This is a genomic window from Paraburkholderia sediminicola (assembly GCF_046027825.1).
Classification (GTDB): domain Bacteria; phylum Pseudomonadota; class Gammaproteobacteria; order Burkholderiales; family Burkholderiaceae; genus Paraburkholderia; species Paraburkholderia sediminicola_D.
Window position 1 is genome coordinate 53,497 of sequence record NZ_JAQQDU010000001.1, and the last position, 17,240, is coordinate 70,736.

The following is a 17,240-nucleotide window of genomic DNA, read 5'->3' on the forward strand; positions in this document are numbered from 1 at the left end:
GCTACGCATGCACGGCAAGACGAAAGGCAGCTTCCATTTGCTGCTGTTCTCTGTACGAAATCGACAGAGAGTCAGCGATCGTCCGCCACTGCGAAACAACCAGAATCTGGTTCGAAATGATTTCTTCGGCCTGCTCAACGGAAATTCTGAAGTAAGGCGCAACAGACTGCGCCAACTCCAGATCCATGGCGTTGTCCGATTCGCTGATATTGAGCTTCAGCCCGTGTGCGTGGGCCACAGGATTCATATCGAAGGCCGGAGAAAGCGCCCACCCCCGGCTTGGCTCCAGCAAGAAACCGTGGTTACGCAGATGATCATCGGTATTGGACACGAGCACATTGAAGACAATGCGTGACCACAACTCTCGCAGATCGGCATCGGTACTCGCGCCGTCTGTCATCAACACCTGCGCGATTTCCAGGTAGCTGGCGCCCGTCGAGGCATCGTCGCCATCCTGGTGGCCAGTCAGGTTCATCGCGGAGGCGAAGTGCCGCCGCCGTCCTTGCGCCGTACGATCGAAGCGTTTAACCAGGAACGTGTGGTGAGCGCTGCCGAATCGCCGGACCAGTGCATCGGGCACGTCAAGCCCGCAGGCTTTGGCCAGGGTGTACACCACCATCTCCCAGGCTCCGACGTCATGGTCGTCCCTCACACTGGGAAACTTGGCGATCCACAGATGTCCTGTCGGATCGACCACGCTGGCCTTGGGACGTGCGCCGCCCAATGAACCGCCGGGTGCGATCAGCATGCGTAGCCATTCATCAGCCTCGCTCGCCAGATTGTCTTTATCGCGCTCCAGGGCCAGGCTTGCGGCCTCCAGTGCACGCAATTGCACAAAGGGCGGTGCCGCAATATCGTGCTGATCGTCCAGAAACGGCCCTTCGTCGTCGCGCCGAAAGCGCAGCGCCCCTATCCGATATGCGTCATGCACGCCCATCAGGTAGTCCGATTCATAGAGCCGCGCCTTGGGATCCGCCCTACCGGCGCGCTGCGCCCGCTCCAGCCGCCGACGCATCAACAATCGCCCCCATCGGTCCGGGCTGGTGTCGCTGAATGCACCAAACGTCTCCTGTCCCTGCGGCGGATATTGCCGACCCGCGAACCAACCTAACCGCGGGTCGAGCTTGAGACCTGCCATATCGGGTCGATTCAACACTTCGCGTTCGAATTCGTATTCGAAGACTTCCTGGACGCCAGTGGGACGCGTGTAAAGCCGGCCCAACCTTACCGGCTCGGCGAGGCCGTCCCAATCGCCATAGACGGCAATCAGACCGTTGCTCATCTCGCCGGCCCCTTCTTGTCCGGCCTGGGAATCTTGATGAGAGAAGCCAGGCTGTCGGCACTGACGAACGTGTCATCTGCCGTCCAATCGCTCGTCACGCTGGGCTCTCCCTTCGCGGCAGGCGCAGACGGAAGGGCACGACGCTTTGGCGCCCCAGGCGCGACATGCGTTGTCGCGCGCGATCGTCTTGGCAATGCAGCGTCCTGCAGGTTGCGGCCGAGGGGGTCGTCCTTCAGCAGCAGATCCAGGTCTTTTTCCGCGCCCAATACCTGCATGACAGCCAGATAGGCGCCTATCGTGACCCCGGAACTCCCCTTTTCCAAACTCCGCAACGTGACGGGCGTCATCCCAGCCCGTTCCGCGACCTGCTTACCGGTCAGGCGCCGGCGCAGGCGGCCCAGGCGTAAGCGCTCTCCGAGCTGCTGCAAGCGCAGTTCGGTCCCAGGAAGTAAGGGAGCGGTTTTTTTTGCCATAAGAGCAATATTACTACCTTAACCACTGAAAAAAGAAAGAATATTATGCTTTTTCTTCTACTCGGTTGCCCACAACACGCTCCTGCTCCAGCGCTGGCAAGACTTATCGACGTCATCGCCGACTGCCGGATCTAGCGAACTGTCCAGATCATGACGCATGCTCCCCCATTGGGCCGCAGATGAGCCAAGTGACAGAACGAGGCTCCCAAAACGCGCCTTTGTGCTATAAAAAAAAGGCTAGTTAGCATGTCCACCGGTCGCCCGGCCGAAGAAATGGGCGACTCTACTGGAGCGAGCGCGACAGTCTATGAGTCTTCTGGAGCTCAGAGGCGTTTCCAAGCACTTCGGCGCCATTCACGCCCTGACCGACATGACCTTCAGTCTGGAGCCGGGCCAGGTGGTCGGCCTCATGGGCGACAACGGGGCCGGGAAATCGACGCTGGTGAAGGTCATCGCCGGTAACTTTCCCCCCTCGCACGGCGAAATCCTGATCGATGGCAAGCAGGTGCATTTCAGCAGGCCGGTTGACGCCCGCACTCAGGGAATCGAAGTGGTCTATCAGGACCTCGCGCTCTGCGACAACCTCACGGCGGCCGCCAATGTCTTCCTCGGCCGTGAGCCCCGGCTCGGTTTTTGGCCCATCCGCATTCTCGATCACGCGACCATGTATCGGCGCGCCGGCGAACTCTTCAAAGAACTGAAATCCGAAACGCGCCCCCGGGATCTCGTCCGACAAATGTCGGGCGGTCAGCGACAGGCAGTGGCAATCGCTCGCACGCGGCTCTCCGAGGCGCGGCTCGTCATCATGGACGAGCCGACAGCATCGATCAGCGTCCGGCAGGTGGCGGAGGTGCTCGACCTCATCCAACGCCTGTCCGAACATGGCATCGCGGTCATTCTCATCAGTCACCGCATGCCTGACGTTTTCGCCGTCGCCCACCGCGTGGTCGTCATGCGGCGTGGGCGCAAGGTTGCAGACAAGAAGACCGAAGCGTCTTCGCCGGAAGAAGTGACCGGCCTCATCACCGGGGCCATTGCCGTCGCCTGATCCTGCCTCACAAGGCTATGCATGGGGTCGCACTAAACGCTAAAGCGCCAAGTGCGACCGACAGGAGTCGCAAAATTGGACGATCTGCCGGAAAGGCCCACCTCAATGTCGGCATTGCTTGAAGATCCGCAATCCGCGAAGACTCATACCCGCTGGACCGGGCTTCTCGCGAGCCAGGTGTTCTGGGTGGTGCTCGCAACTGTGGTCGCCTGCATCCTGCTTTCGTTCGTGACCTCGACCTTTGCCACGCCGCAGAATCTTTTCAACGTCACGCGTAACTTCGCCTTCGTCGCCATCGTCGCGCTCGGCATGATGGCCGTGATCGTCACGGGCGGCATTGATATTTCAGTCGGCTCGACGATCGGCTTGAGCGGTATCGTCCTCTCGGTGGTCATGAACGCCGGTTACCCGATCTGGGCCGGCATCGGCATGGGGCTCCTGACCGCAGGGCTCGCCGGCCTCGTGAACGGTCTGCTGATCGCCTATCTCGACATGCAGCCTTTCGTCGTGACGCTCGGCATGCTGAGCGTGGGCCGCAGCCTCGCGCTGGTGTTCTCCGGCAGCCGGACCATTTTCGATTTCGGTCCCGACGGCAGCAAGCTCCTTGCGCTCGGCGGTGGCAAGACTTTCGGCCTCGCCAATCCGGTGTGGTTCCTCGTTGTCCTCGCCGTGCTGTTCTGGTTCGCCTTTTCGTGGACGCGCTGGGGCCGCTACGTCTTCGCGGTCGGCGGCAACCGGCATGCGGCGAATCTCACCGGCGTTCCGGTGCGCCGCATCATCTGCTCCGTCTATGTGCTGGCCGGCCTCATGGCGGGGGTCGCAGCGATCCTCGAAGTCGGCTGGCTTGGCGCGGTGACAACAGGCCTTGGCACCGGCGACGAATTGCGCGTGATCGCCGCGACCGTGATCGGCGGCACCAATCTCATGGGCGGCGTCGGCAGCGCCTTCGGGACTGTCGTCGGCGCCGCGCTCATCGAAGTCATTCGCAACAGCCTGATCCTGCTCGGCGTCGACTCGTTCTGGCAGGGAACGGTTGTCGGTGCCTTCATCATCGTCGCCGTGCTGTTCAACCGGCTCGGCGGCGAGCGGCAAGGAGATTGAAATGTCTGTGGGTGCGCCAGCCACGATGCGGCTGGTGCCAGGGGAGGCGGCCGGACGAGATGCGGAACCGCCAGACGCACAGGTTCACACGATGACAAGGTTCCGCGGGAAGGTTAAAGCTCGAACACGGGCTTTCCTTGGAACTATTATGAATTGTATGCAAGCAGACATGGGCACCGTAGACCTGGTGCCGAAAGCTTTGCATGGGACGGGAGTAAGTGTTAAAGCGCTAATTCCGGTCGACCGCTCTGCATGGGACCAGAGTAAGCGCTAAAGCGCTAACTCTGGTCGACAACGGAGGAAACAATGAAGAAAGCTTTGATGTGTCTTGCCGCGATCGGAGGGCTCGCCATGTTGGCCTCCCCCGCCTTCGCAGCCGATAAGACCCTGGCACTGGTGGTAAAGGGTCTCGACAACCCCTACTTCGACCTCATGCATCAGGGATGCGACCGGGCGAACAAGGAACTCAATAAGGAAGGCTACACCTGCTACTACACCGGCCCCGCAACGGCCGCGGACGAAAGCGCCGAAGTGCAGATCATCGACGACCTCCTGACCAAGGGCGTGGCGAGCATGGCAATCTCGCCCGCGAACGCCCCGGCCGTGGCCGAAGAGCTGCGCCGCCGCAATGTGACAATCCCGGTCATCACCGCGGATGCCGACTTGTTACCGAAGGACGCCTCGCTCCGCAAGACCTACGTCGGCACCGACAATTACGAACTGGGCGTCAAGCTCGGCGAGCAGTTGAAGGCGCTGATGCCGAAGGGCGGCAATATCTGCCTCGTCATGGGCAATCCCGCTGCCGAGAACATCAACCAGCGCGCCCAGGGCACGCGCGACGTACTCTCCGGCAAGAAGGGAATCGCGAAGCTCGCAGGCGAAAACGGCTGGCATGAGATCAGCGCCTGCCCGCTCTACGTGAACGACGACGCCGCCAAGGCGAACCAGATGATGCAGGACACGCTGACCGCCAACCCCACCGGTCTCGATGCCTTCGTGCTAGAGGGCGGCTGGCCACTCTTTGCTCCGCAGGCCTATTCGCAGGTCGTGGCTCCCATCATGGATAAGATCCAGAGCGGCAAGTTCGTCATCGTCTCGGCCGATACCCTCGGTCCGGAACTGCAAGCCCTCAAGGATCACAAGGTCAATGTCCTCGTCGGCCAGCGGCCTGAAGAAATGGGCTACCGGGCAGCCATGGTCATGCGCGACCTCGCGGAAGGAAAGAAGGTGCCGCCGGTCATCCACACCGGCCTTGACACCTGCACCTGGAAAAACGCCGACACCTGCCTCAAGCATTGAGGACCGGCATGATCCGTTGCAAAGATGGATACGGGAGCCGAGGCACCCCTGACTCGGCCCCGTCAGACGGCTTTCTTCGCAGGGCGGCCCCAACCAGCGCATCCGCTCGCTAGAACCGGTATCCAAGTCCGAGAAAAACGATCACCGGATCCGCCGTGATGCGCGTCTTGTTGGACAGCACCGTCTGACCGTTGGCCGCCACGGAACTGACCGTCGCATTGGTCTTCAGAAACAGATACGTCACCGACGCAGTCGCGTACCAGTTCTTGCTGATGTTGTAAGAGGCGCCCGCGGCGAACGCGGGGTTCCATGACGGACTGAGCGAAGCCTTGACCTGTCCGCCCGGCCCTGCAATCTCCTGCAACGCCCCACTGAATGTCGAATTGAGATTGGTATGCGAGTACCAGGTATAGTTCGCACCGACACCGACGAACGGGCGCAGCTTCGTCTGCGCGTCGAAGAAGTAATACTTCAGGAACAGAATCGGGGCCCACGACCGGGTGGTGGCGAGCGGCTGCAGATTCCCCAGATTGAGCGCCGGACCGCCGGCACCGAAGGGTGTGGCGTTTCCTTGCGCAAAAAGCTGGAGCTTGGGCGGTATGCCCGTTGCCAGGTCAAAAGCAATATGGTCCGTGACGAAATAAGTAGTCGAGAGCTCCAGGGTGAACGTGTTATGTATCTGACCACCCGTTCCCGACGACGTGAATGTCCCCAATGCCGAACTGCTCTGCAACGACGTTGCGGAAGACGGGCCGAAATCGAGCCACGCCCCGCCCACACTGGTGACGAGACTGCCTGCGCTCTGCCCGATCGCACTGGAACAAATCGCGCCCGATATTAACGCAAGGCATGCAAGTTTTTTAATCACGTCTCCTCCAATTTATTTCGCATTACATATCAATTCCTTCACATCGACGCCTCTTCTTGCGGCGCCGCTCAGAATTGATCGATTGGCAGACTCGACCCGCTCGATGCGCCGCTGCGGATCGCCGCCAGAAGCGCATTTGCTTTAGGCAAGACCTTGTCGGTGTAGAAGCGCGCAGTGGCGAGCTTGGTGCGATGAAAGTCCGGGTCTTCATTCGCTGCGCTTTTTCCTGCCGCGACAAGCGCTGCGCGCCCCATCTGCCACCCACCGCACACGTAACCGGTGAGCATCAGATAGTCGACTGAACTGGCAAGCGCTGCGTCGGACTGAGTCGACAATGCATGCAGCATCCAGGCGGTGGCATCTTCAAGCGCCTGCACACTGGTCGCGAGCGCCGTGCCAACGGACGCCACTTGCGCATCCGTGCTGCGCCCCAGCTCCAGCGCATCCTGACGCATCTGCGCAACCAGTTCAACCATTGCTGCACCCTGATCTGACGCGAGCTTGCGGCCTGCGAGGTCGGCAGCCTGGATGCCCGTCGTGCCCTCGTAGATCGGGGCGATTCGCGCGTCGCGCAGGAACTGGCATGCGCCCGTCTCTTCGATGTAGCCCATGCCGCCGTGCACCTGCACACCCATCGACGCTATCTCGACGCCCAGCTCGGTACACCATGCCTTCAACACGGGGATCAGCAGATCGACGCGCGCCTGGCGACGCGCGCGTTCAGCGGCGTCGGGGTCACGGTGCGCGCGGTCCATGTCCGCGGCCATCACGTAGGCGAAGGCACGCATCGCTTCGATCTGGGACTTCATTGTCATCAACATGCGCTGCACATCCGGGTGATGGATGATGGCAACCGCACCAGCCGATTTACTGGCCGCGAGCCGGCCCTGGACGCGTTCCTTCGCGTATTCGCGGGCCTGCTGATAAGCGCGTTCCGCTATGGCGAGCCCCTGGATACCGACCTTCTGGCGCGCCTCGTTCATCATCGTGAACATATGCGCGAGACCTTTGTTCTCCTGCCCCACCAGATAGCCGATCGCCCCGCCCTGATCGCCGAAGCTCATCACGCAGGTCGGACTCGCGTGAATGCCGAGCTTGTGTTCGAGGGACACGCAGTGCACGTCGTTACGTTCTCCCGGAGAGCCATCGTCATTCAGCAGGAACTTGGGCACGATAAAGAGCGAGATGCCGCGCACGCCCTCGGGCGCATCCGGCGTGCGCGCGAGGACGAGATGAATGACGTTGTCAGTCATATCGTGATCGCCCCACGTGATAAAAATCTTCTGACCGTAGAGGCGATAGTGATCGCCTTCGGGCACCGCCTTCGTGCGCACGGCGGCGAGATCCGAGCCCGCCTGCGACTCGGTCAGATTCATGGTGCCCGTCCACTCGCCGCTGACGAGCTTTGGCAAATAGCGTCCCTTGAGTTCTTCCGAGCCGTGCTGCCGCAACGACTCCGTAGCGCCCGCCGTCAACAGCGGACACAGTGCGAACGCCATGTTGGACGAATTCCACATCTCGACGGTCGCCGCATGCAGCAACTCGGGCAGCCCCTGGCCGCCGAATTCCGGGTCGCCGGAGAGGCCGCTCCAGCCGCCTTCGGCGAACTGCCGGTAGGCTTTCGCGAACCCGTCCGCGGCGACGACGCCATCCTTCGTCAGGCACGCGCCCTGCTCGTCGCCCGTCTTGTTGAGCGGCGCCAGCACTTCGGTCGCGAGCTTCGCCGCCTCGTCGAGCACAGCCTCGGCGAGTTCGGGGCTCACCTCCTCGTAGCCCGGCAGCGAAGACAACTCGCCGAGACCGGCCAGTTCCGTCATTACGAAGCGCATGTCGCGCAGCGGTGCAATATAGGTGCTCATCATGGTCTCCGGAATCAGTCTTGTTGCAGTTTGTCCAGCTCACTGGACAACTCTGGCAATACCTTGAAGAGATCGCCGACAATCCAGTAATCGGCGACCTGAAAGATCGGCGCTTCCTCATCCTTGTTGATCGCGACGATCACCTTCGAGTCCTTCATGCCGGCCAGATGCTGGATCGCGCCGGAGATGCCGACTGCGATATAGAGTTGCGGCGCGATGACTTTGCCGGTCTGGCCCACCTGATAGTCGTTCGGCACGAAACCCGCATCCACGGCCGCGCGCGACGCGCCGACCGCTGCGCCCAGCTTGCTGGCGACGTCCTCCAGCAAGGCGAAGTTTTCACCGGAGCCCATGCCCCGGCCGCCCGAGATCACTCGCCGCGCCGATGTCAGTTCAGGACGCTCGGAGCGCGTCAGTTGCTGGCTTACAAAACGTGAGCCCGGGACCTCGACCGCCGGCGCGAGCGATTCACTCGCCGCCGCGCCGCCTTCGGCGGGCGCTGCCGCAAAGGCTGTCGTGCGTACGGTGATGACCTTGATGCGGTCCGTGCTTCGCACCGTCGCCAGCACGTTGCCGGCGTAGATGGGGTGCAGGAATACATCCGCGGACTCGACGGCGACGATGTCGGAAATCTGCGCGACGTCGAGCAGCGCGGCCACGCGCGGCAATGCGTTCTTTGCGGTTGTGGTGGCGGGCGCCAGCACGTGGCTGTAGTCGGCCGCGACCGTGGCGATCAGCGCGGCCAGGTTCTCGGCCAGCGGATGGGCATAGTGCGGCGCATCGGCAACCCGCACGCGGGTCACGCCGGCGATGCGTGCGGCCTGTTCGGCCACGGCCGCGCATTGCGATCCGGCGACGAGAACATGAATGTCGTTTCCAAGACGCGCGGCGGCGCTGACGGTGTTCAACGTCGCGGCCTTCAGCGTCTGATTGTCGTGTTCTGCAATAACGAGTATGGACATGTTTTCCTCTTCCGGTCAGATGACGTGGGCGACGTTCTTCAGCTTGGCCACGAGATCCGCGGCGTCGGCGACGCGCATGCCCGCCGCCCGTTTCGGCGGCTCCTCGAGCTTCAGCGTCGACAGGCGCGGCGCGATGTCGACGCCGAGGGCATCGGGCGTCACCACCTCGAGCGGCTTCTTCTTCGCCTTCATGATGTTGGGCAGCGTCGCATAGCGCGGCGTGTTGAGCCGGAGATCGGTGGTCACGACGGCCGGCAGATCGACTTCGATCGTCTCAAGTCCGCCGTCGATCTCGCGCGTCACGCTCGCCTTGCCTGCTTCGACGCTCACCTTCGATGCGAAGGTGGCCTGCGGCCAACCGAGCAGCGCCGCAAGCATCTGGCCGACCTGGTTCGCGTCATCGTCGATGGCCTGCTTGCCGAGCATCACGAGCTGCGGCTGCTCCTTGTCCACGAGTGCCTTCAGCAGCTTCGCCACGGCGAGCGGCTGCAACTCGATGTCGGTCTCGACGAGGATGCCGCGGTCAGCACCTGTCGCCATCGCCGTGCGCAGCGTTTCCTGGCAGGCCTGCACCCCGCAGGACACGACCACCACCTCTGACGCCACGCCGGCTTCCTTCAAACGCACGGCCTCTTCCACGCTGATTTCGTCAAAGGGATTCATCGACAGCTTCACATTGGCGATGTCGACGGCGCTGCCGTCGGCTTTCACGCGGACTCTCACATTCGCGTCGACGACACGTTTGACAGGAACCAGTAATTTCATTGCCTACTCCGTTTCGATAAAGGATTCCGAGGACACCCTCACGCCGGCCATGTGGGCGGGTCGCGCAAGGTCTCGTTCTGTTCGTCGGGGATACGTGCCGCCGGCCCGGGTTTGTGCGCCGCAATACGATTCGAAGCGGTAGACATGTCTCCTCCCTGAGGGTGGTTGGGCGTATCATTTCCTGAGCAAGACACCGGTTCAGGCAGAGCCCGCCGAAGGGCAATCACCCATGTCCGACCGGCCGCACCGTTGTCCCGTTGTGGAACTGCGCGTCTGCTCACTGGAACCCATAGTGTCCGAGCGCAGCACCGCGCAAAATCCCCCATAAAGGGGAGCGCGACTGGATGGATGGGGGATCGCGGCCGGGGTCAACCCGAACGCCTGGAGCAGCTGATGCACGTGACAGAAGTGACGAAGGCAACAAACGCGACAAAAGCGCCGCCCCCGAACAGGCCACCTCTCCTCCTCGCAACGAAGGTTTTTCCTCCACGCCTGCCCGCCGGCCTGATCGATCGCCCGCGCCTCGCCTCGCTTGCTGCGCAGACGGAAACGAAGCGCCTGACGGTGATCAAGGCTCCCGCTGGATTTGGCAAGACGTCGCTCGCGCTCACCTGGCTCAAGCTGCTCGGGACGAGCAATGCGCGGGTGGCCTGGCTCTCGCTCGACGCCGAAGATGACGAACCCGCCCGCTTCTTCAATCATCTCGCGCACGCATTGCGGCAAGCCTGCGGTAACGTCGGCACTTCAGTGATCGGATTGACCGCCGAAGCGTCGTTTGTGCCGGCGAATTCGCTTGCAACGACGCTGATTAACGAGCTGATCGATGTCGACGACGAGGTCTACGTTTTCATCGACGACTACCATCTGATCAGCGAGACGCCGATTCACGAAGCGATGTTGCTGTTCATCGCCAATGTGCCCTCGCAGGTCCACGTGGTGCTTTGCACGCGAACGGACCCTCCTTTTCCTACGGCCAAGCTGCGAGCCCACAACGATCTGCTGGAAATCGACGCATCGACATTGAGATTCAACTTCGACGAGACGCGCCGCTTCGTCGAGCACGAATGCCCGGGCAAGCACGCCACCATCGACGTGAAGTCGCTCTTCGCCACCACCGAAGGCTGGGCGGCGGCGCTGCGCATCTCCTCCTCGGTGCTGTCCCGGAAGGATCGCCCCCGAGGCTGGCAGGCAAGCGCGCCGAGCGGCGCGTCGAGGCCGCTGGCAGACTACCTCGAAGACATCCTGCAGTCCTTACCAACCGGGATGCTCGAGTTCATGTTGCGTACGGCGATACTCGATCGTCTGAGCGCACCGCTGTGTGAGGCACTCACCGGCCTCGCATCGAGCCAGGCGATGCTGGACGCCATTGTCGCGCGCCAGTTGCTGCTCGAGCCGCTGGACATGGAAGGACACTGGTTCCGCTATCACCCGCTCATGGCCGAGTATCTGCAGCGGCGGCTCGCGGCCAGGCACCACGAGGAAATCAGCGAACTGCATCGCCGCGCGTGGCTATGGTATGCGGCGCAGCACCAGTGGACCGACGCAGTCAGGCACGCCATTGCGGCCGGCGCGACCGACGAGGCCATTCGCCTCATGGAACACTGCGCCATGTCCCTTCTCAAAGGAGGCGATCTGCTCACGCTGGTCGGCTGGCAACGTCAATTCCCCGCCGACCTGATGCGCGCACAGATCACGGTCACGCTTGCGATCGCCTGGGGCACGGTACTCGCCTTACGCTTCGATGACGCGGTCACGATGCTGGATTCGATCGAACACGATACCGCGCGCAAGGATATCGACGCGGACCACGTCCGCTCAGAGTGCGTCGCGATTCGTTCGACACTTGCAGCCTTACAGGATGACCCGCAACGGGCGCTCGCACTCGCACAAGAATATCTGGACCGGCCGTCGCGCGATTCGTGGACCACCAACGTGGTCTCGAACGTGATCCGTTTCTGCCACTGGAAAGCGGGCAATCTTGAAGCGCTGCACGCCACACCCTGGATTCCCGACTCGATCGCGGAAGACCAACGCAGCGTATTCTCCACGGTCTACCGGCTTTGCCTGCTCGGCCATGTGGAAATGCAGCAGCTGCGTTGTCCGCTCGCGGAGCGTCGTTTCAACGAAGCGATGGCGCTTGCCGAGCAGCATTCGGGGCCGCAGTCGATAGCAGCGGCGCTCTGCGCGCCGATGATCGCCCAATTGCGTTATGAGCGAGGCCTGCTGGACGAAGCCGAAGCGCTGCTCGTCGAACTCATGCCGGTGATTGACCTTGCGGTATTTCTCGACAGCATGCTGATCGGCTATCGCATACTCATTCGCATCGCCGCGGCGCGGGGCAATTTTACCCACGCGTATGCCTTGCTCGACACCGCACAGGCGCTGGGTCAGGCACGTCGATGGGACCGGCTGGTGGCTGCCGCGCTCTCGGAAAGAATCCGCCTCAATCTCGCAGAAGGCAGGCTTGTCGAAGCAGCCGCGTGCGTGGCGCAACTGCGTCAGTTGGCGACCGCCGACGCCGGGTCGTCCGTTCCGGTCTCGCCGGAGATCGAGAACTACCGGGACCTTGGGGCTGCGTGCCTGGCGATACGACGGCAGCAAACACAGGAGGCGGTCACGATATTGAACGGGGTGCTGGAGCGTCTCGAACACCTGCATGGAACGTATCTCGCACTGCGACTGCGGACCCTCCTCGCGCTGGCGTGGCTGAACGCAGGCGAGCGCGACCGGGCACTCGAGATATTCCACGAAGTTGCGACGGTCGCGGCGCCTGCGGGGATTTGTCAGTCCATTATCGATCAAGGGCCGGAGATCGGTCCGCTGTTGAAGCTGGCGCGCGACAGCGTGCGCACCACCAGTGCCAAAGCGCAGGAAATCGTGACCTGGCTAGACCGTCTGCTGGCTAGCTGGCGAACACAGCACGAACCCAACAGCCAACCCCAGCGAGAAACCGAGCGCGACCGACTCAGCTCGCGAGAGCGCGGCATAGTCGAGTTGATCGCACAGGGACAGTCCAACAAGGAAATTGCGCGTACGCTCGGAATCACACCCGAGACGGTCAAATCTCACGTCAAGAGCATCTTTACGAAGCTCGAAGTCGACAAACGCGCCCAGGCCGTCTCGCGCGCACAGGCGCTCGGATTGGTCAAACATAGCTAGGCAGCCCAGGAGACGCGGACAGGGTCTCGCTCACCGCAAAACAAGGAACACACACGCGTGGATCAGGACGCCCACCGTGCCACCGACAAACGTGCCGTTGATTCGGATGTATTGCAGGTCCCGACCGATCTCGGCCTCGAGCTTGCAGCTCACCTCCTTCGCATCCCATCCTTTCACAACGTCGGCTACCAGCGCCGACAACTGATGGCGATGGCGCCGCACGAGCAGACCGGCAATATCAAGCCACCACGCGTTCAACTTGCGCTGAATGGACGGTTCGCTCGCCACGCCTTTACCGATGGATACGAATGTCCCGGCAAGCATGTCGCGCACAACCGAGTCCTTGCTTCCGAGGTCAGCAAGCACGTACGCACGGACGTGATCGAGCATGACACGGTAATACTCTCCATCTTCAAGATGGCGAATGCAGTCGCGCAGTAACAGTCGGCCAAACCGGCGATAAACAACTGACGTCCGCAGGTTGTTGGACAGATCTTCCACCGCCACGTCGAACCGGCGTCGAAGCTCGTGCTCCGGGTTCGCCGCGACCTCATGGATGAGCGCGATGATGCCTTCGACAAACTTGTTGACGATGTATGCGTCCAGCGACGCCAGCGTAAGTTTCGACGCCTCGCTGAACTTTGCCTTGATCAGCCCAACGTTGCTGCTCAACCAGGTTTCCACGACGCTCAGTCCGCGATCCAGCAGAGGCTGATGACGGTTGCCTTCGGTGAGAATGGTCAGGACCTGGCCCGCCATGCGAGATACCTCGAGCGTGCGCAAGCGCGGAATGACGAGTCGATCAAAGAGATTTTCGACGTCCCGCTCGTCGATATCGTCGAGCAATCGGGGAAGCGAGCCGGCCACCACATCCGCGACCACCGCGCTGTTTTCAGGTCCCGCGAGCCATCCCGCCAGCGCTTCTGCGGCGTTGAAACCACTCAGTCGCCCGACGATGAGTTCGGGGGTCAGGAAGTTTTCCTCGACGAAGCTGCCCAGACTCTCGGCTATGCGCTGCTGGTTCTTCGGAATGATGGCCGTGTGCGGAATCGGGATCCCGCACGGGTACCGGAACAACGCGACGACGGCATACCAGTCCGCGATCGCACCAACGGTACCCGCCTCGGCAAAAGCACGTGGCCACGCGAGCCACGGATGCTGCGCCTGCCAGGCCATGCAGATGAACAGCAGTACGATCATCGCCGCCAGCAAACAGGTCGCCGTCGTGCGCATGCGGTTCAACCGGGCGAGCTTCCTGTCGCCGGTTGGGTCGAGCTCCGCGCGCTGAAGATTTCCGTTCCTCTGCGTCACGGAACTCAACGCGCCTCCTGCCGCAGGAACCGTTTCACTATCGGAGCGACTTCTTTTGCCCGGGTGATCAGAAATAGGTGGCCGTCATCTATTACATGCAGGGTCGCATGTCGAATCCTTGCCGCGAGAATCTTTGCATTCGTGAGCGGCACAATGGGGTCGTCGTTGCCATGCATGACGAGCGTCGTTTGCCGAAGCCCGCCTAGCCAGGGCAAGCTGGTCCAACCCGATGCAGCCAGCAATTGATAAAGATAGCCACGGCCGCGCGGCGCCTCGATATGCCGGCTGTGTTCCTCGAGCAACGCAGGATCGCGGCGGTACGCGCCGCCGTATATCTCGGCTCCGATTTGCCGCAGGTAGGCTGGGTCGGTATAGCGTCGCGGCCCGATCAGTTTTGAAAGTACGGACAGCCGCGCGGGCACCATGATCACCCCGGGCGACGTAGCCGCGAGAATCAGCCTGCGGCAGCGCTGGGGGTAAAGGTGCGCGAACTGCTGGGCCAGCGCCCCACCCCACGATACGCCGAGCACGTCGACCGGGTCGACGAAACCGAGCCGCGTCAGCAGCTTGTCGGCCAGCACGGCAAGCGTCGAGAACCGATACGGAATCAAGGGAGCGGGCGAACCGCCAACGCCGGGGACGTCGAAGATGATGACGGTTACGTCATCCAGCGCCGCAACGAACGGCTCAACCAGTTCAAGATTCGCGCCGATGCCATTAAATAAGAGCAGCGGCGGCGAAGCGTCGCTGCCAGGCCGGACCGCGACACGCAGCAACTGGCCGTCCAGATCGATTGTCTGAATTTGCATGGCGTCGATAGACTCCGCGCTTGTTTGTAAGTCGGTCATCCGGTGGGTTCCAAGGTTGGACGCTTCGCTTCGTTGTAGTGGCGGCTCGCACCAGCCCGTTACTTCTTGGGTTGCACGAGCGCTTTCAGTTCCTCGACATGCTCCGCAAAACGCTTCGTGACGACAGCGATACTGTCGGTTTGAGCCCGGTATGCGGCATCCGCGAGTTCCTGCATGTCCACAAAGGCCTTTTGCAGTGCTTTTTGGACCCCTTCTCCCGTTGCCGCAGCGGATTCGCTGCCGGGGGTTCTCAAGCGGGTCACGAGCGATTGCAGTTCAGCCATCGACGAACGCGCGATATCCATCTGCTTCTGACCGAGTTGCTGTACACCAGCGAGTGCCGTCATATTCGCCTCGGCGAGCGCTTCAATGTCCTTGCGGCGCGATTCGAGGATGGCGGCTACGTCGACGCCCGGTAGCTTGAACTGCGTGATGAGCTTCGTATATTCACCAAAGATATTGCTGGGTTGGGTTGCTGCCATGATGACTCCGTCAAGGTAGTTACAAAAAAATCGGTTTCGCTACTCGGCAACGATGCCGCTTAGGCTTCCGAAACATAGGTCCCGGGGGCTTTCACACCGGCCGGGTGCTGTTCGCTGCCGAGCGCTGCCGGCGCTGCGCGCTTGTCGCCGGAACGGGCGACCAGCCAGTCTCTCCAGTTGTTCCACCACGAGTCCGTTTCTGCCTTTGCGCCGGCAAACCATGCGTCGGCATTCGTGGGCAACTCGGCGTTAAGGTAGTACTTCGCCTTCGGATTGCCTGGAGGATTGATCAGGCTCTGGATATGCCCGCTTGAACTCAGGACGAAACGGGTATTGCCGCCAAACGTCGTAGCGGTGTTGTACACCCCCTTCCACGGCGTAATGTGATCCGTCATGCCTGCCACCACATACTTGTCGCACTTGACCTGGGACAGGTCGATCGGCGTGCCCAGCACGGTCAGCGCGCCAGGCTTGCTGAACAGGTTCTGCGTGAAAATGTCGAGCAATTGCCCATGCAGCTTCGCCGGGAGCCGGGTCGTATCGTTGTTCCAGTAAAGGACGTCAAAAGCAGGCGGTGCGTTGCCCAGCAAGTAATTGTTGACCCAGTAGTTCCACACCAGATCGTTGGGCCGCATCCAGGCGAAGACCCGTCCCATTTCCTCGCCCGCCAGCACCCCGCGTGAAATGCTGTGCTGCTTGGCCGCCGCAATCGCCTCAGGCGTTGCAAAGAGACCGAGTTGCGAGTCGGCGATATTGTCGAGTACGGCGACCATCAGCGTGGTGGCGTTGACCGTCTTTTCACCCTTGCTTGCGAGATGTCCCAGCAACGCCGAGATGGTCATCGCACCGGAGCAGGCGCCATGCAGGTTGACGTCGTCGCACCCGGTGATCTCGCGCACCGCCGCAATGGCTTCCACCAGCGCGCGGACGTAGGTGTCCAGATCCCAGTGGCTTTGCGCCGCGGTCGGATTGCGCCAGCTGACGACAAACACCTGAAGCTCGTTCTTGACCAGATAGTCGACAATGCTCTTGCCCTCGGAGAGATCGAAGATGTAGAACTTGTTGATCTGCGGCGGCACGATCAGTTGCGGACGGCTGTAGACCTGCTGTGTTGTCGGCGCGTACTGGATCAGTTCCAGTACTTCGTTGCGAAACACGACTGCGCCTCTGGATGTACCGAGGTTCTTGCCTACCTCGAAAGCCGTCTTGTTGACCTGTGCGGGCATGCCGCGATTCTTGAGCAGGTCCGTCACGAGGTTATTGCAGCCGTCGAGCAAGCTGGCGCCACCCGTATCGATGACCTTCTTGAGCGCCGTGGGATTGCCCAGCAGCGTGTTCGTCGGAGAGGCCGCGTCTGTCACGAGCGACATCACGAACCGTGCACGCTCCTTGTTCGCGGGATCCAGAGCGGAGCGGTCAACGAAACCCGCAAGGGCATTGCGCCACGCGAGGTAGCCTTGCAGCGTCACGCGATACAGCGAATTGTTCTGCCATGCAGCGTCGGCGAAGCGTTTGTCGCCCTTGGGCGGCGTGGACTCGGCGCTACCCGAGAAAAGCCCGAGAAGCGCGCGAGCGAAAGCCACTTCCTGCTCCATAACCAGGCCCGGCTGCCGCCATGCCTGAGCACCGATTTGCTGCGCGGTGGCGACGATGTCGCACGGCCGCAGACCGACAAAGGGATTCGGACCCAGCATCCCCTCCGCAGCAGACGCCGCGAGATCTTCGGTCTTGTCACTTTGTTGCGGGCTTTCAGTGGTTACCGCCATTTTGCTGCTCCTTCAGG

At 61.8% G+C, this 17,240-nt stretch carries 14 protein-coding genes; 4 read left to right on the top strand and 10 right to left on the bottom strand.

Annotated features, from left to right (window positions below; genetic code table 11):
• Nucleotide 1: 1 nt before the first annotated feature.
• Nucleotides 2-1,282 carry a type II toxin-antitoxin system HipA family toxin gene (locus PQQ96_RS00225; protein ID WP_408287205.1) on the bottom strand — a complete coding sequence of 427 codons (1,281 nt, stop codon included), beginning with the start codon at nt 1,280-1,282 and terminating at the stop codon, nt 2-4.
• A complete protein-coding gene (locus PQQ96_RS00230; RefSeq protein ID WP_408287208.1) occupies nt 1,279-1,755 on the bottom strand; it encodes a helix-turn-helix domain-containing protein in 477 nt (158 codons plus the stop codon). Before PQQ96_RS00230 ends, PQQ96_RS00225 begins: the two co-directional genes overlap by 4 nt.
• Before the next feature lie 307 nt (nt 1,756-2,062).
• Here PQQ96_RS00230 and PQQ96_RS00235 point away from each other — a divergent pair, with 307 nt between their 5' ends.
• From PQQ96_RS00235 to PQQ96_RS00245, 3 genes are all read left to right on the top strand, one after another.
• The gene (locus PQQ96_RS00235; RefSeq protein ID WP_408287210.1) at nt 2,063-2,803 is read left to right on the top strand and encodes an ATP-binding cassette domain-containing protein; all 741 of its coding nucleotides are present in this window, start codon (nt 2,063-2,065) and stop codon (nt 2,801-2,803) included.
• 105 nt (nt 2,804-2,908) lie between these two features.
• The gene (locus PQQ96_RS00240; RefSeq protein ID WP_408287213.1) at nt 2,909-3,904 is read left to right on the top strand and encodes an ABC transporter permease; all 996 of its coding nucleotides are present in this window, start codon (nt 2,909-2,911) and stop codon (nt 3,902-3,904) included.
• Between the two features lie 306 nt (nt 3,905-4,210).
• Nucleotides 4,211-5,203, top strand: a complete 993-nt coding sequence (locus PQQ96_RS00245) for a sugar-binding protein (protein WP_408287215.1) — start codon at nt 4,211-4,213, stop codon at nt 5,201-5,203.
• Between the two features lie 109 nt (nt 5,204-5,312).
• Here PQQ96_RS00245 and PQQ96_RS00250 read toward each other — a convergent pair whose 3' ends face one another.
• The 4 genes from PQQ96_RS00250 to PQQ96_RS00265 all read right to left on the bottom strand — a co-directional run bounded on the left by PQQ96_RS00250 (nt 5,313) and on the right by PQQ96_RS00265 (nt 9,657).
• Nucleotides 5,313-6,071 (bottom strand): OmpW/AlkL family protein, encoded by a 759-nt coding sequence (locus PQQ96_RS00250; RefSeq protein WP_408287218.1) that lies wholly within the window; start codon nt 6,069-6,071, stop codon nt 5,313-5,315.
• Nucleotides 6,072-6,139: 68 nt separating this feature from the next.
• Nucleotides 6,140-7,930, bottom strand: coding sequence for an acyl-CoA dehydrogenase C-terminal domain-containing protein (locus PQQ96_RS00255; protein ID WP_408287221.1), 1,791 nt, complete (start codon nt 7,928-7,930; stop codon nt 6,140-6,142).
• A gap of 14 nt (nt 7,931-7,944) precedes the next feature.
• Nucleotides 7,945-8,892, bottom strand: coding sequence for an electron transfer flavoprotein subunit alpha/FixB family protein (locus PQQ96_RS00260; protein WP_408287224.1), 948 nt, complete (start codon nt 8,890-8,892; stop codon nt 7,945-7,947).
• 15 nt (nt 8,893-8,907) lie between these two features.
• On the bottom strand, nt 8,908-9,657 hold the full coding sequence (locus tag PQQ96_RS00265) for an electron transfer flavoprotein subunit beta/FixA family protein (RefSeq protein ID WP_408287227.1): 750 nt from the start codon (nt 9,655-9,657) through the stop codon (nt 8,908-8,910).
• A gap of 393 nt (nt 9,658-10,050) precedes the next feature.
• Here PQQ96_RS00265 and PQQ96_RS00270 point away from each other — a divergent pair, with 393 nt between their 5' ends.
• Nucleotides 10,051-12,816: a winged helix-turn-helix domain-containing protein gene (locus PQQ96_RS00270; protein WP_408287229.1), complete on the top strand. Its 2,766-nt coding sequence runs from the start codon at nt 10,051-10,053 to the stop codon at nt 12,814-12,816.
• Between the two features lie 30 nt (nt 12,817-12,846).
• On the opposite strand, the gene PQQ96_RS00275 is transcribed toward PQQ96_RS00270, so the two are convergent.
• The 4 genes from PQQ96_RS00275 to PQQ96_RS00290 all read right to left on the bottom strand — a co-directional run bounded on the left by PQQ96_RS00275 (nt 12,847) and on the right by PQQ96_RS00290 (nt 17,223).
• Complete coding sequence (locus tag PQQ96_RS00275) at nt 12,847-14,028, bottom strand: DUF445 domain-containing protein (RefSeq protein WP_408287232.1); 1,182 nt, start codon at nt 14,026-14,028, stop codon at nt 12,847-12,849.
• 104 nt (nt 14,029-14,132) lie between these two features.
• Nucleotides 14,133-14,975 carry a poly(3-hydroxyalkanoate) depolymerase gene (phaZ, locus tag PQQ96_RS00280; protein ID WP_408287235.1) on the bottom strand — a complete coding sequence of 281 codons (843 nt, stop codon included), beginning with the start codon at nt 14,973-14,975 and terminating at the stop codon, nt 14,133-14,135.
• Nucleotides 14,976-15,034: 59 nt separating this feature from the next.
• The gene (locus PQQ96_RS00285) at nt 15,035-15,457 is read right to left on the bottom strand and encodes a phasin family protein (protein WP_408287237.1); all 423 of its coding nucleotides are present in this window, start codon (nt 15,455-15,457) and stop codon (nt 15,035-15,037) included.
• 59 nt (nt 15,458-15,516) lie between these two features.
• The gene (locus tag PQQ96_RS00290) at nt 15,517-17,223 is read right to left on the bottom strand and encodes an alpha/beta fold hydrolase (RefSeq protein ID WP_408287240.1); all 1,707 of its coding nucleotides are present in this window, start codon (nt 17,221-17,223) and stop codon (nt 15,517-15,519) included.
• Nucleotides 17,224-17,240 lie beyond the last annotated feature (17 nt).

Bases quoted from the DNA above. Each gene is read 5' to 3' on its own strand.
- PQQ96_RS00245 (WP_408287215.1), top strand. From the start codon at position 4,211: ATGAAGAAAGCTTTGATGTGTCTTGCCGCGATCGGAGGGCTCGCCATG.
- PQQ96_RS00230 (WP_408287208.1), bottom strand. From the start codon at position 1,755: ATGGCAAAAAAAACCGCTCCCTTACTTCCTGGGACCGAACTGCGCTTG.
- PQQ96_RS00265 (WP_408287227.1), bottom strand. From the start codon at position 9,657: ATGAAATTACTGGTTCCTGTCAAACGTGTCGTCGACGCGAATGTGAGA.
- PQQ96_RS00285 (WP_408287237.1), bottom strand. From the start codon at position 15,457: ATGGCAGCAACCCAACCCAGCAATATCTTTGGTGAATATACGAAGCTC.
- PQQ96_RS00270 (WP_408287229.1), top strand. From the start codon at position 10,051: ATGCACGTGACAGAAGTGACGAAGGCAACAAACGCGACAAAAGCGCCG.
- PQQ96_RS00225 (WP_408287205.1), bottom strand. From the start codon at position 1,282: ATGAGCAACGGTCTGATTGCCGTCTATGGCGATTGGGACGGCCTCGCC.
- phaZ (WP_408287235.1), bottom strand. From the start codon at position 14,975: ATGACCGACTTACAAACAAGCGCGGAGTCTATCGACGCCATGCAAATT.
- PQQ96_RS00235 (WP_408287210.1), top strand. From the start codon at position 2,063: ATGAGTCTTCTGGAGCTCAGAGGCGTTTCCAAGCACTTCGGCGCCATT.
- PQQ96_RS00255 (WP_408287221.1), bottom strand. From the start codon at position 7,930: ATGAGCACCTATATTGCACCGCTGCGCGACATGCGCTTCGTAATGACG.
- PQQ96_RS00240 (WP_408287213.1), top strand. From the start codon at position 2,909: ATGTCGGCATTGCTTGAAGATCCGCAATCCGCGAAGACTCATACCCGC.
- PQQ96_RS00290 (WP_408287240.1), bottom strand. From the start codon at position 17,223: ATGGCGGTAACCACTGAAAGCCCGCAACAAAGTGACAAGACCGAAGAT.
- PQQ96_RS00260 (WP_408287224.1), bottom strand. From the start codon at position 8,892: ATGTCCATACTCGTTATTGCAGAACACGACAATCAGACGCTGAAGGCC.